The organism is Pseudoalteromonas sp. APM04, from assembly GCF_022809815.1.
In the GTDB taxonomy this organism is placed as follows: domain Bacteria; phylum Pseudomonadota; class Gammaproteobacteria; order Enterobacterales; family Alteromonadaceae; genus Pseudoalteromonas; species Pseudoalteromonas marina.
Genome location: NZ_CP094441.1, coordinates 2207798 through 2221585 on the forward strand (window position 1 = coordinate 2207798; position 13788 = coordinate 2221585).

Consider the following 13788-nt stretch of genomic DNA (forward strand, 5'->3'; position numbering starts at 1 on the left):
ACTAAGTGGTTTGCTTGCCTCGCTAAGCGTTGCCTGCTCTGCCGTCTAAGTGGGGTCGCATTATAGGGAGCCGCGAATTTAACGCAAGCCTTTTTTAGCTAAAAAAGTGATTTAAATTGCACCCCAAGCAAACGCACACCCTAAACACAAGTTACCCACAAACACCTGTTGATAACTCTGTTTTTATGGTCGTTTATTCTAAACACTTGGCCATTCCTATGGTAAGTTGCGGTCACTTTTTTAACGCATGTCTTTAGGTAGTATTTATGGCAGATATAATAAATAGTATAAGTGGTCTCTTATGGGGGCACGTTCTCGTATACTTATTAATAGCAGCGGGTTTATTTTTTACCTTTAAATTAGGTTTTATTCAATTTGTACAATTTCCACATATGTTCAAGGTTATGTTTGGATCTCGAAAATGTGGGAATAACGAAATCTCTTCTTTTCAAGCTTTTTGTACTTCATTAGCAGCTCGAGTTGGTACTGGAAATATGGCAGGTGTCGCTGTTGCATTGTATCTGGGTGGCCCGGGAGCTATTTTTTGGATGTGGTTAATTGCATTAATTGGTATGGCGACAAGCTTTGCCGAAAGTACACTTGCACAAGCTTATAAAACAAAAGATGCTGAAGGCAATTTTAGAGGTGGTCCAGCTTACTATATGCAAACCGGCCTAGGTAAGCGTTGGATGGGGGTTTTATTCTCACTGTGTTTAATTTTAGCTTTTGGTCTGGTATTTAATGCTGTGCAGTCAAACTCTATTGCTGCCGCTTTTGAAGTAGCATTTGATATCCCAAAATATATTGTAGGTATTTGTTTAGTTATTGGTTCTGGGATCATCATATTTGGGGGCCTTAAAACAATATCTCGATTTGCTGAAATGGTTGTGCCTTTTATGGCTCTGGCCTATTTATGTGTTGCGCTTTATGTTTGTGCTATTAACTTTTCTGCACTTCCTGATGTATTCATGTTAGTAATTAACAGTGCTTTTGGAATAGAGCAAGCCGGTGCTGGCGCTATAGGTTATGGTGTAATACAAGCGATGATCCAAGGAATTAAACGTGGTTTGTTCTCTAACGAAGCGGGTATGGGTAGCGCCGCTAATGCTGCAGCAACAGCAACACCTTACCCTCCTCACCCTGCTTCACAGGGTTATGTGCAAATGCTTGGGGTTTTTATTGACACAATTGTAATTTGTACTGCGACTGCATCACTTATCCTTCTATCTCAGCAATTAATTCCTGAATCAGGAGTATTGGGTATAGAATTGACTCAAGCAGCATTATCAGAACATGTTGGTAGTTGGGGCACTTACTTTATCGCTATTGCAATTTTATTCTTTGCCTTTACCTCTATTGTTGCTAATTACTCGTATGCAGAAACTAATCTTATGTTTTTAGAACATAACTCCCAAAAAGGGATGTTTATATTCCGCTTGATTGTTTTAGGAATGGTTATGTTTGGGGCCGTAGGTGAGCTCGGATTAATTTGGACATTAGCAGATATATCTATGGGTTTAATGGCTATTGTTAATGTAATCGCGTTATTTATGCTTTCAGGTGTCGTTGTATGGCTTTCAAAAGACTATAACGAACAACGTAAAAAAGGCCTAATCCCCTCGTTTGATAAAAGTAAACATCCAAAACTAGATAAAGAGGTAGACCCTCTAGCTTGGAAATAAAAAATAAAATAGCGAGCTCCGGCTCGCTTTTTTAGTTCTAAAATTTATTTACCCAACATTAAAACTTAGATTAATTTTTACGACTACTTTATATTTACTACGTATAGGAACACAAAGAGATATCTAAAAAAGGAAAGCAGATGGGTGACATGACAAAAAAATACAGTATCGACACCACTGATTATCAAGTTGGACAAGATAATATTCAAAAATGGGGGTTTGATATACATAATCCTGTATTTGGAATAAGCGCTTTTTTAGTTGTTTTATTTGTATTGCTTAGCTTGGTTTTTGACCCTACAGTTACCCGCGACGCATTAACCTCCACTAAAGACGCTATCATAAATCAATTCGATAGTTACTTTATGTTACTTGCTAATGCCTTTGTAATCTTTTGTATTATCTTGGCATTCTCTCCCTTAGGTAAAATTCGTTTAGGTGGTGTAAAAGCTCGTCCAGAGCATGGTTAAATATCGTGGCTTGCCATGTTATTTGCTGCAGGAATGGGCATTGGATTACTATTTTGGGGTGTTGCAGAGCCAACAGCTTATTATACAGGTTGGTATCATATGCCTATGGGGGTTGAACCCAATTCACCACAAGCACATTCATCAGCTTTAGGTGCAACTATGTACCACTGGGGTTTGCACGGATGGGCAATTTACGCAGTAGTTGGCTTAAGCTTGGCTTTTTCTGCATTTAATAAAGGCCTGCCTTTGTCTATACGTTCTGTTTTCTATCCCTTATTTGGTGATCGCGCATGGCGGTGGATGGGGCATATCATAGATAAACTCGCGGTACTGTCGACTTTATTTGGTTTAGCAACATCACTGGGGCTTGGCGCGCAACAAGCGACCAGTGGTATAAATTACCTTTTAGGCACCGATTATGGCACTGCTTTTCAAATATCTGTTATTGGCTTAGTAACGTGTATTGCTATTTTCTCTGTTATTAGAGGTATTGAGGGCGGTGTAAAAATACTAAGCAACGTTAATTTAATTTGTGCGTTTTTTTACTGTTAGTTGTTATCGTACTTACATTCTCTGATTCAATCCCTGCTGTTTGGTTTACCCTGGGAGCATACGTAGAACATTTTGTACCATTGAGTAATCCTTTTAATAGGCCCGATGAAGATTGGATGCATTCTTGGACTGTATTTTATTGGGCGTGGTGGATATCTTGTTCACCGTTTGTTGGTATGTTTATAGCGCGTGTTTCTAAAGGGCGCACTGTACGAGAGTTCTTACTTGTTGTTATAGGGCTACCAACTCTGCTTAGCCTTGTGTGGATGGGTGTATTTGGCAATATGGCAATAACACAAGTTATAGACAAAGTCGGACCACTTGGACAAAATGGTTTGACTGATATTTCAGTTACTTTATTTCAGTTACTTTATTTCAGGTATATGAACAGCTACCGTTTTCTAGCTTTATTTCTATTATTTCTATTGCTTTAGTTTTAGTCTTTTTTATCACTTCATCTGATTCAGGATCACTGGTGATAGCGGCATAACTGCTGGCGGTAAAATTGATGCACCAGTGCCACAGCGTATATTTTGGGCTACTGTCGAAGGTATGATAGCAGCAGTGTTACTTTGGGTTGGCGGCTCGCAAGCCTTACAAGCACTTCAATCGGGTGTAGTAACTACTGCACTCCCATTTTCAATCATACTTATTTTAATGTGTGTTGCGCTTATACAAGGCTTGCTAAGCGAATACCCTACATAAGGTTCAAAGCAAACTGCACTAACAATTCATCCGGTATAAGTGGCTCTTAACAGTCGCTTATACAACTCATTTAAAACTTATTATAGCCACGTCACATTTTCCTCAATCTAGCTCTAGTTAATACTTTTTTATTTTAAAAGAGCAAACCTTACTCTCATCGTGTTGAAAATATCTGATTGACTAAAAGATAGATAAAGGAGTAATTAAATTACTAATGTTCTGATTTGTTTATTTTGTTATGGACAAGTGCGTTACTCACACAGATTCACATAATTAAGTACTATTTCGGATTGGTATTAACTGAGCTGAGTGAAATAAAGTAATGACGATAAAAATTGGGCCTTGCAAAGGCTAAGTGACAAAATCTTTAAATAGTAAAGTTAAGGAGATATTAAAAATAGATTAGATGAATGAGATTTGAATATATATTAAAAAATTTGTGGTGTGAGTTTTTGTGATTTCGGATTTGGGATTTATATAGAGATGGTGCCCGAGGCCGGACTTGAACCGGCACGACTTGTTAGTCGAGGGATTTTAAATCCCTTGTGTCTACCAATTCCACCACTCGGGCATCGAGTTTGCTAATTAAAGCGTGTGGAGTAAATTATGTGGAGGCGGAACCCGGAGTCGAACCGGGGTAAACGGATTTGCAATCCGGTGCATGGCCACTCTGCCATTCCGCCTTAACGCTTCCATATAATTTGGAGCGGCACACGAGGCTCGAACTCGTGACCTCGACCTTGGCAAGGTCGCGCTCTACCAACTGAGCTAGTGCCGCATAAAACATTATCAGTAATTTTTCCGTTTGTTCGCGACCGTGTCGCGGTAAAACGTTCTGGTAACTAAACTAATGCCAAAAATACTAATTTATCAACTTCAAATTACCTTGGTATGATAATTTAAAGTGGTGCCCGAGGCCGGACTTGAACCGGCACGACTTGTTAGTCGAGGGATTTTAAATCCCTTGTGTCTACCAATTCCACCACTCGGGCATCGAGTTTGCTATTTAAAGCAAGTGGATAAAACTAATATGGAGCGGCACACGAGGCTCGAACTCGTGACCTCGACCTTGGCAAGGTCGCGCTCTACCAACTGAGCTAGTGCCGCATCATATTAATTCTACTATTACATTTTAAAAGTTATATGTTGGTGCATATAACTAAACCACAAAGTGGTGCCCGAGGCCGGACTTGAACCGGCACACTCTAAGAGCGAGGGATTTTAAATCCCTTGTGTCTACCAATTCCACCACTCGGGCATCGAGTTTGCTATTTAAAGCGTGTGGAGTGTTGATTGGAGGCGGAACCCGGAGTCGAACCGGGGTAAACGGATTTGCAATCCGGTGCATGGCCACTCTGCCATTCCGCCCCAGCACTGGGGTTATAACCTTAGATAACTTGGAGCGGCACACGAGGCTCGAACTCGTGACCTCGACCTTGGCAAGGTCGCGCTCTACCAACTGAGCTAGTGCCGCATTTCGTTATCTTGGGGGCTATGCCCTCTCAACATGGACGCATTCTACAGAGATTATTAAACGCGTCAATACAAAAAATGCTAGTTTTGAACTGTTTGCTTGTTTTTTATCTAAAACGGTGCGTTATTATACATTTACAGTTAATTTTTGGTCAATTCACTCCATGCAGCCTTCAAATATTGCAGCATAGAACTCAGGGTCAAAAAGGTTGCTATATAGAGTAGCCCAAAACTTAAATAATTCATCCAGGTGTCATATTGCCAAATCAAACCAATGATGGCTAACATTTGCGCGGCAGTTTTAATTTTTCCCATATTAGATACAGCTACATTGCCACGCTTGCCCTGCTCAGCCATCCATTCCCTTAATGCTGATATAACTATTTCTCGACTAATAATAATAAGCGCAGGAATGGTCATATACATTGACTGATATTGATCAGAGAGAGCAACAAGTGCAGCACACACCATTACCTTGTCTGCAACAGGATCTAAAAAGGCTCCAAATGGCGTTGATTGTTCTAATTTTCTTGCAAGGTAGCCATCAAGTATATCGGTAATTGATGCAAGCCAAAAAATAAAAGCGGCAGCAAAAAAAGCCCAGCTATAAGGCAAATAAAATATCACCAAAAAAATGGGGATAAGAAAAAGTCTAAATGTTGTGAGTGTGTTTGGAATATTCCACATAACTACTTGGATATGTCTTTTCTTTTATATTCGCATGAAGGGCTAGCCCTTGTCATGTAAATGGTTAAATATCTTCTCAGCCATATCAGGGCTGATCCCGGGAACTTTCTTTAATTGTTCTATATTAGCAGCTTTTACCCCCTGCATGCCCCCTAAATATTTTAATAATGTTTGGCGACGTTTAGAACCTACTCCATTAATTTCTTCCAACAATGATTTTGTTCGCTGTTTTTGGCGCTTATTACGATGCCCAGCTATTGCAAAACGGTGAGATTCATCTCGTATATGTTGTATTAGGTGAAGTGCAGGCGCATCAGAATCCATCGGAATTGTTTTACGCCCCCCATCTATGAGTAATGTTTCTAGGCCAGGTTTACGGCTCGTTCCTTTTGCAACTCCGACTAGCAGAGGCATTTTAGAATGAGACCAATTAGAAAAATATTGCTCTGCACGCCCTAACTGTCCTTTACCGCCATCTATAAATATTACATCTGGGATTTTGTCTTCATCCACTAATTTGTTGTAACGCTTATTTAAAGCAAACTCCATGGCTGCATAATCATCACCACCGGTTATACCGGTTACATTATAGCGCCTGTATTCTTTTGTATTTGGGCCTTGCGAATCGAAAACAACGCAACTTGCTACCGTGTTTTCTCCCATAGTATGGCTTATATCAAAACATTCCATTCGCGCTATATCATCTAGGCGTAATGTTGCTTTTAATTGGGCATAGCGCTTATTAATAGAGTCTTGTGTACTTTGTTTGACAGCAATACTGTTTAACGCATTTTTATTTGCTAGTTGAAGGTATTGCGCACGCTCTCCACGTGTAACCACTTTAAGCGCCACTTTACGATCGCTTATTTGCGTCAGTGCTTCGCTTAACGCACTGCTCTCTTCTATTTCAAACGGGAGTATAATTTCTTTAGCAATGCGTCCTGTTGCACCTGGTGCTAAATAATATTGACCTAAGAATGAAGTTAAAATTTCTTGCTCGCTTGAATCTTTTGGTACTTTTGGAAAGTACGTTTTACTGCCGAGCACTTTATGATCGCGAATCATTAATAAATGTATGCCGTTTAATCCATTTAAATGCGCGAAGCCCACAACATCCATTTCTGCAAAATTACCTGAAATAGACTGCTGCTCCTGCATTTTACGCAGTAGCATTATTTGATCACGTACTTTTGCGGCAAGCTCAAAGTTGAGCTCCGCACTGGCCGCTTCCATTTTTTTTATTAGTTCGGCAATGACTTCATCCGATTTACCCGTCAAAAATTTGCGAACATAGTCAACTTGTTCACTGTAGTCTTGCTCGGTAACTTTGTTAACGCATGGCGCAGAGCAACGCTTGAGCTGATACTGCAAACAAGGGCGACTTCGGGCACGATAATAAGCATCTTCGCATTGACGAACGGGAAATATTTTTTGCATTAAACGCAAACTTTCCGAGACCGCGCCTGCACTCGGAAATGGACCAAAATACTCACCTTTTATTTTGCGGCTACCTCTATGGAACGCTAACCGCGGATGCTTATGGTTTGTTAATAAAATATAGGGATAGGACTTATCATCTCGCAGTAGAATATTATAACGAGGCTGATATTTTTTTATGAGGTTATTTTCGAGCAGTAGCGCTTCGGTTTCTGTGTTGGTCAGTGTGACTTCAATATCATTAATGTTACTGACTAAAACACGGGTTTTGCTGTCGGTAATGTTGGATCTAAAGTAACTGCTTACGCGTTTTTTTAATTGTTTAGCTTTACCAACATAAATAACTTGGTTGTCACTATCAAGCATGCGGTAAACACCGGGCTCGCTTGATAGCGTTTTTAAAAAATGTACGTGATCAAATTCAGACATATAAAAGGGTTAGTACGACACGTCTATGTCAATCATCTTATGACGAATAGCTAAATGTGTAAGTTCAACATCGCCACCTACATTCAATTTTTCAAACATTCGGTAACGATAGCTATTAACTGTTTTAGAACTGAGGTTTAAGCGCTCTGCAATATCTTGTGCTTTTTCACCTTTGGTGATCATAAGCATTATTTGAAGTTCGCGCTCTGATAAGCTCTGAAACGGATTTTCGTCTGTACGACCAGTAACCTGTGCCAGTGCTATTTGTTGTGCAATTTCAGGCGCAATGTAGCGTTGACCTGCATGGACTGAACGAATGGCACGAACCATTTCATCAGAGCCAGCTCCTTTAGTAAGAAAGCCGTGTGCACCAATTTGCATTACTTTAGACGGAAATGGGTCTTCGCAATTAACAGTAAGGACGATAATTTTTACATCTGGGCAATAGCGACAAATCTTTTTAGTTGCCTCTAATCCACCCATGCCAGGCATATTCATATCCATAAGTACAATATTAGGTGTGTGCTGTCGGCAAAACTGAACAGCGGCTTCACCGTCTTTTGCTTCACCTACAACTTTAAACCCACGCACATCATCTAATATGCGTCTGATCCCAGTTCGTACTAGTTCATGATCATCAACTAAAAGTACATTAATCAATGCAATACCCTCATTAACTCAACTACACACGTCTAAATAATTTAATTTGTCACATTAACACAGTTAAAGCGAAACAATAACTAATATTATCGCTCTCACTCAGGCACGTTAACTAAAGTTAAAAGTACTGAAATCAATGTGCCCAGCGATTTAAGAGGCTGACTTTTCACTAAAACGGTCAACCCATAATGCAATAATACCATCACCGGTAACATTACATGCCGTACCAAAGCTGTCTTGTGCTAAGTACAGTGCAATCATTAATGCCACAGCCCCTTCATTAAAGCCAAGCATGCTTGTTAAAAGCCCAAGCGCAGACATTACCGCACCACCCGGTGCACCTGGCGCTGCAATCATCACAACACCGAGCATAAATATAAATGGCAACATGCCCATTAACGATGGCACTTCCATACCTGGCGATAAAAACATAACGGCCATGGCACACGTAACAATCGTAATTGTTGAACCCGACAAATGAATGGTGGCACATAAAGGTACAGTAAAGTTTGCTACGTCTTCTTTAACATTATTTGCTTTACTTGATTGCAACGACACAGGAATAGTTGCTGCACTCGACATAGTACCTAATGCAGTAAAATAAGCCGGTAGCATATTTTTAACTAATTCAAGTGGATTACGCTTCAATAAAATGCCTGTTGCAATATATAGAACACTTAACCATAGCCAATGCATTACAAGGGCTGCAATGAGCACCACGCCAAATGTTTGCAGCGTATCAACCACTGTGCCTGCTACAGTCATTTCAGCAAATACACCGGCAATATAAAACGGTAATGCCGGAATAATCACTTTTGACAATAACGCATCTATTACATCACGACCCTGATCCGATACTTTTTTTAATGTGTCTAATTCAAGCTGGCTCATACCAATACCAAATATGAAAGCCGTAGCAAGCGCAGTCATCACCCCCATTAATGGTGGGATTTCTATATCAATAAAACTGCCTATTTCCGTGGCTACTTCAGCTTCGAATGTAATACCCCCACTTAAAAATGGGATAACAGCACTGACTAATAAAAAAGCAAGCGTGCCGGCAATGACGGTAGAGCTATATGCAAATCCAACCGTTTTACCAAGTAAGTGGCCAGAACCTTTAGGAAGCCCTGCAATACCAGAAGCAATAAAAAACAAAATAATAAGAGGAATAGTGAAGGAAATAATTTGACCAATTAACTCTTTAACCGTAAATAAGAGTTCAACACCTGTCAAAGGCACATAAAAGCCTACCAATATACCAGCCACAATGCCGGCAATTAACTTTAAAATTAACTTCATTTTTATTACTCAATTATTGTTAGATAAACGTTTTTATCATGTTTTGGTTAGCTTGTGTCATAAAACCGCTGAACTAAAGTTTGTTTGCATAAATAATCATCAATAAAAAGTGCATTTGACCTCGGTAAAGTATCATATTCAAAAATCACTCAATTTATTAGCCGTTAGGCCGCATGAGTGTCTGCGCCTATTTAAATATTTAAGCTTCTCTTTATTTTATTTATAGGTAAAAAGCCGACATAACAAACAAAAGCGTCTTATCATTAAATTAAATGTGCGCACCTAATAACAAAAGGCACAGCTAATATAGATTTTTATTTCACTTAGTTATAAGCTCAATAGATATATCTTATAGCCAAACTTTACTTTTATTTTTTTAAACTCTCAGTAAAGTGTCAACATATAGTTAGTAGCAAAGGCTATTAGCACGTTGATCAGATTGTATCCAAAGGAACATTATGTCTACTATTTTTGAAGATAACTCACTTAGTATCGGTAATACACCACTGGTAAAACTTAAACGTGTTACAGGTGGGAATGTATTCGCTAAAGTGGAAGCGCGTAACCCAAGCTTTAGTATAAAATGCCGCATTGGTGCATCGATGATTTGGGAGGCTGAAAAAGCAGGTCAGCTAACTGAGGGTAAAGAACTTATCGAGCCTACATCTGGTAATACAGGTATTGCATTGGCCTTCGTTGCCGCAGCACGTGGTTATAAACTAACGCTTACTATGCCTAACACTATGAGCTTAGAGCGTCGTAAACTTCTAAAAGCGTTGGGTGCCAACCTTGTGCTTACAGACGGTGCTAAAGGTATGAATGGTGCAATCCAAAAAGCAAAAGAGATTCAAGCCACCGATCCTGAAAAGTATATCTTGCTACAGCAGTTTGAGAATCCAGCAAACCCAAAAATACACTTTGAGACTACAGGTCCAGAAATTTTTGATGCTCTTGACGGTAAAGTGGATTACTTTGTAGCAGGCGTAGGTACTGGCGGGACTATAACAGGTGTTAGTCGTTACCTTAAAACAGAAAAAGGTCTAAACGTTAAGTCTATTGCTGTTGAGCCAACTAATTCGCCAGTGATCAGCCAAACACTTGCCGGTGAAGAAGTTAAGCCAGGGCCACATAAAATCCAAGGTATTGGCGCAGGATTTATCCCTGGAAACCTAGACATGAGCCTAATAGATGCTGCAGAGCAAGTATCTAACGAAGATGCGATTGCTATGGCACATGAGCTAATGAAAAAAGAAGGTATACTAGTGGGTATTTCATCTGGCGCTGCTGTAGTGGCAGCAAAACGCATTGCTGAAAAACCAGAAAATGCCGACAAAAATATAGTTGTAATTTTACCAAGTGCCACTGAACGTTACTTATCAAGCCCGCTATTTGATGAGGAATTTAGTGACCAAGAGCTTGTTCAATAATCATAGCTAACCATTTTTTGAAAGGATGCCTAGGCATCCTTTTTTATTATTTACTCTGCAATATCTTTTTATTTACCTTCCATGTCTTTACATATTAGCTAATTCACCACACACTTAAATAAAACTAACTAACAAAAATTAACATGAAAAAAATAACCTATTTAGTCAGCCTTATTCTGTGTTTGTTTTTAGTTGCCTGTGGCGATGATGTAAAAAAACTTGGCGATTCACCGGGTGACACTGCAACAGCCTACTTTGATGCCTTGTACAATCAGCAAGACCTTCAAAAAGCAACAACCATGGCAACACCCAACCTTACGCGAATCATGAAGTCGTACGGTACAGCTAAACAATTTACTCGTAACTTAGTTAACATGCAGTACGATGAGGTTATTATTGAAGTTGATATGACCAATATGAGTGTACGCGAACAGTATGGTGACAATGCTAAAATAAATCTTATTTTCACCGGTTATTTAAATGGTAACAAAATAGATGATATGCGTAGCGTAAAAATGCTACGTAAAAAAGGTAAATGGTATATCGACAAAATAGTTGCAGACCCATACGCACGTTAATCATTATATTAAAAAAAGGCCTTACACATGTAAGGCCTTTTTTATTTACGGTTCAAATAATTAGCTACAACTCGCCTTGCTGAAAGTTATCAACCGCTATTGCTTGCTTACGTAGCTTATTGGCATGGTGCATAGCATCGGCATCGGTTTGCGTTACTAAATCATTGTCTAATGCAAAGTTAATCGCACCTTCAATATCGAGCGTTGCAGGAATATTACCCTTGCGCTGCCATTGTTTTAAATCTTTGAATTGAGCCTGCATATCGTGCATAGCTAAAAATGCATTTTCCATTACCCCTGTACCTGCGTTTTCATCTACATAACACAAATGAGTTAAGCGATTTCTAAACACACCTGGTTGTGTCATATGCTCGCAAATACGTTGTGCAATTTCATCGCTTGGTTTTTCGTAATGATTGCCAATTGGAAATACAATACGCTTAAGCACAAAATTAATAATCGGGTTTGAGAAATTTTTGAAAAAGCCATCAAACGCTTGGCCAATTTCAAATAACGATGTTTCTATCGCATATTTAACAAAAGGTAAGTCTGCTTGTTGACGACCTTCGTCTTCGTAGCGTTTTAAAACAGTAGAAGCTAAATACAACTGGCTCAATACGTCGCCTAATCGGGCAGATATCATCTCTTTGCGTTTGAGCTCACCACCTAACATTAACATGGCTACGTCGGTACAAATAGCTAAGCCTCTGCTCATTCTGCTTAGGTGCTTGTAATAAACTGCTGTTTCGCCGCCAACAGGCGCTTTTGCAAAGTAACTACGTGTTAAACCATGTATAAATGCCATGCTGGCATTACTTACAGCAAATAATATATGGTTCATTAATAAACCATCAAATTGATTCAGAGCAGCATCGTCGTCTTCAAGTGCAGCGGCCTCCATTTCTTTTAGAACAAAGGGGTGACAACGGGTCGCACCTTGGCCAAATATCATTAAATTTCGAGTTAAAATATTTGCGCCTTCTACCGTAATAGACACCGGTATTCCCATATAACCATGTGCCAAATAGTTATTTGGTCCCACCTGAATGCCTTTGCCTGAATGAATATCCATCGCATCATTCATGACTGTACGACCCATTTCCGTCATATGGTATTTGGCAATAGCGGTGACAACCGAAGGGCTAAGTTTTAAATCGATTGCGCCAGCCGTCATTAATCGACATGACTCTAGCGTGTAAGTTAAGCCACCAATGCGAGCAAGCGCTTCTTGCACACCTTCAAATTGCCCAATAGACACACCAAATTGCTGGCGAACTACGGCATATGCTGAAGTCATTTTAGCCGCTAGGTGACCGGTTGCAGCACTTAAAGCCGGCAGCGAAATACCACGCCCTGCACTTAAACACTCCACCAGCATGCGCCAGCCACGCCCCGCACACTCTTGCCCACCGATAATCCAGTCAAGCGGAATAAACACATCTTCACCATAGGTTGTACCGTTCATAAATGCCATATTGAGTGGGTAATGGCGCTCACCTGTTTTAACTCCTGGGTGATCGGTTGGAATAAGTGCGCACGTAATACCAAGCTCTTTTTCGTCTCCTAATAAACCATCGGGGTCATACATTTTAAAAGCAAGGCCTAATACTGTGGCAACGGGTGCAAGGGTAATGTAACGTTTTGACCAGTTTAAACGTAGGCCAATTACTTCTTCACCGTTGTGCTCTCCTTTACATACAACACCAGAGTCTGGAATGCTACCGGCATCAGAGCCTGCTTCTGGGCCTGTAAGTGCAAAGCATGGAACATCTTCACCATTGGCAAGCGTTGGTAACCAGCGGTCTTGTTGCTCTTTAGTACCGTAATGCAGCAATAGCTCACCTGGCCCTAAACTATTTGGCACCATTACGGTAACCGCCGCAGTTAAACTCTTAGTCGAAATTTTTGAAACAATGGTTGAATTAGCAATCGCCGAAAACTCTCGCCCACCAAACTTTTCAGGAATGATTAATGCAAAAAAACCTTCTTTTTTTAAGTAATCCCACACTTCTTTTGGCAAGTCTTTGTCTTTTTGCACTATTTGGTAATCATCTAGCATCGCCATTAGGGTCTCAACCTGATTAGCCATAAATGCGTTTTCTTTTTCACTCAATTCTGGCTTTGGAAAATTGTGTAATTTTTTCCAATCAGGGTTACCACTAAATAGTTCTCCATCCCACCAAACATCGCCTGCTTCCATAGCCTCTCGCTCTGTTTGCGAAAGCGGTGGAAGTACTTTTTTAAACATTTTAAACGTGGGTCTACTGATCAGGTTTAAGCGGATATCTTTAACAGCAAAAATAACCACCATAACAACCAGTAAAATGATAAATACCGACATGCCTACATTCCTTTAACATTAGAAATTAATAACCTAAGTATGACC

Annotated in this window: 8 protein-coding genes, 8 tRNA genes and 1 pseudogene; 4 read left to right on the top strand and 13 right to left on the bottom strand. The window is 39.9% G+C overall.

Features of this window, described 5'->3' with window-relative positions; translation table 11 throughout:
- Positions 1 to 266: 266 nt before the first annotated feature.
- Entirely contained in the window at positions 267 to 1682 is a 1416-nt protein-coding gene (locus tag MTP24_RS10205) for a sodium:alanine symporter family protein (protein WP_010557091.1), read from the top strand.
- A gap of 149 nt (positions 1683 to 1831) precedes the next feature.
- Positions 1832 to 3409: pseudogene (locus tag MTP24_RS10210) on the top strand (BCCT family transporter).
- Positions 3410 to 3893: 484 nt separating this feature from the next.
- Here MTP24_RS10210 and MTP24_RS10215 read toward each other — a convergent pair.
- From MTP24_RS10215 to MTP24_RS10270, 12 genes are all read right to left on the bottom strand, one after another.
- Positions 3894 to 3980, bottom strand: a tRNA-Leu gene (locus tag MTP24_RS10215).
- Positions 3981 to 4018: 38 nt separating this feature from the next.
- A tRNA-Cys gene (locus MTP24_RS10220) sits at positions 4019 to 4092 on the bottom strand.
- Between the two features lie 19 nt (positions 4093 to 4111).
- Positions 4112 to 4187 (bottom strand) — tRNA-Gly (locus MTP24_RS10225).
- Between the two features lie 127 nt (positions 4188 to 4314).
- A tRNA-Leu gene (locus tag MTP24_RS10230) sits at positions 4315 to 4401 on the bottom strand.
- A gap of 39 nt (positions 4402 to 4440) precedes the next feature.
- Positions 4441 to 4516 (bottom strand) — tRNA-Gly (locus tag MTP24_RS10235).
- 65 nt (positions 4517 to 4581) lie between these two features.
- A tRNA-Leu gene (locus MTP24_RS10240) sits at positions 4582 to 4667 on the bottom strand.
- 36 nt (positions 4668 to 4703) lie between these two features.
- Positions 4704 to 4777: transfer RNA gene (locus tag MTP24_RS10245), tRNA-Cys, on the bottom strand.
- Positions 4778 to 4807: 30 nt separating this feature from the next.
- Positions 4808 to 4883 (bottom strand) — tRNA-Gly (locus MTP24_RS10250).
- Between the two features lie 140 nt (positions 4884 to 5023).
- Positions 5024 to 5569: a CDP-diacylglycerol--glycerol-3-phosphate 3-phosphatidyltransferase gene (gene pgsA / locus MTP24_RS10255; RefSeq protein WP_058429426.1), complete on the bottom strand. Its 546-nt coding sequence runs from the start codon at positions 5567 to 5569 to the stop codon at positions 5024 to 5026.
- Between the two features lie 42 nt (positions 5570 to 5611).
- On the bottom strand, positions 5612 to 7435 hold the full coding sequence (uvrC, locus tag MTP24_RS10260; RefSeq protein WP_243531042.1) for an excinuclease ABC subunit UvrC: 1824 nt from the start codon (positions 7433 to 7435) through the stop codon (positions 5612 to 5614).
- A 9-nt stretch (positions 7436 to 7444) separates the two neighbouring features.
- Entirely contained in the window at positions 7445 to 8095 is a 651-nt protein-coding gene (uvrY, locus tag MTP24_RS10265; protein ID WP_006794015.1) for a UvrY/SirA/GacA family response regulator transcription factor, read from the bottom strand.
- A gap of 150 nt (positions 8096 to 8245) precedes the next feature.
- Positions 8246 to 9397 (bottom strand): dicarboxylate/amino acid:cation symporter, encoded by a 1152-nt coding sequence (locus MTP24_RS10270; protein ID WP_006794016.1) that lies wholly within the window; start codon positions 9395 to 9397, stop codon positions 8246 to 8248.
- 458 nt (positions 9398 to 9855) lie between these two features.
- On the opposite strand from MTP24_RS10270, the gene cysK reads away from it, so the two are divergent.
- Both cysK and MTP24_RS10280 read left to right on the top strand, forming a co-directional pair.
- A complete protein-coding gene (gene cysK, locus MTP24_RS10275; RefSeq protein WP_006794017.1) occupies positions 9856 to 10824 on the top strand; it encodes a cysteine synthase A in 969 nt (322 codons plus the stop codon).
- A 143-nt stretch (positions 10825 to 10967) separates the two neighbouring features.
- The gene (locus tag MTP24_RS10280) at positions 10968 to 11402 is read left to right on the top strand and encodes a hypothetical protein (RefSeq protein WP_006794018.1); all 435 of its coding nucleotides are present in this window, start codon (positions 10968 to 10970) and stop codon (positions 11400 to 11402) included.
- Between the two features lie 64 nt (positions 11403 to 11466).
- On the opposite strand, the gene MTP24_RS10285 is transcribed toward MTP24_RS10280, so the two are convergent.
- The gene (locus tag MTP24_RS10285) at positions 11467 to 13743 is read right to left on the bottom strand and encodes an acyl-CoA dehydrogenase (RefSeq protein WP_243531044.1); all 2277 of its coding nucleotides are present in this window, start codon (positions 13741 to 13743) and stop codon (positions 11467 to 11469) included.
- Positions 13744 to 13788 lie beyond the last annotated feature (45 nt).

Bases quoted from the DNA above. Each gene is read 5' to 3' on its own strand.
- pgsA (WP_058429426.1), bottom strand. From the start codon at position 5,569: ATGTGGAATATTCCAAACACACTCACAACATTTAGACTTTTTCTTATC.
- uvrC (WP_243531042.1), bottom strand. From the start codon at position 7,435: ATGTCTGAATTTGATCACGTACATTTTTTAAAAACGCTATCAAGCGAG.
- MTP24_RS10285 (WP_243531044.1), bottom strand. From the start codon at position 13,743: ATGTCGGTATTTATCATTTTACTGGTTGTTATGGTGGTTATTTTTGCT.
- MTP24_RS10270 (WP_006794016.1), bottom strand. From the start codon at position 9,397: ATGAAGTTAATTTTAAAGTTAATTGCCGGCATTGTGGCTGGTATATTG.
- cysK (WP_006794017.1), top strand. From the start codon at position 9,856: ATGTCTACTATTTTTGAAGATAACTCACTTAGTATCGGTAATACACCA.
- MTP24_RS10205 (WP_010557091.1), top strand. From the start codon at position 267: ATGGCAGATATAATAAATAGTATAAGTGGTCTCTTATGGGGGCACGTT.
- MTP24_RS10280 (WP_006794018.1), top strand. From the start codon at position 10,968: ATGAAAAAAATAACCTATTTAGTCAGCCTTATTCTGTGTTTGTTTTTA.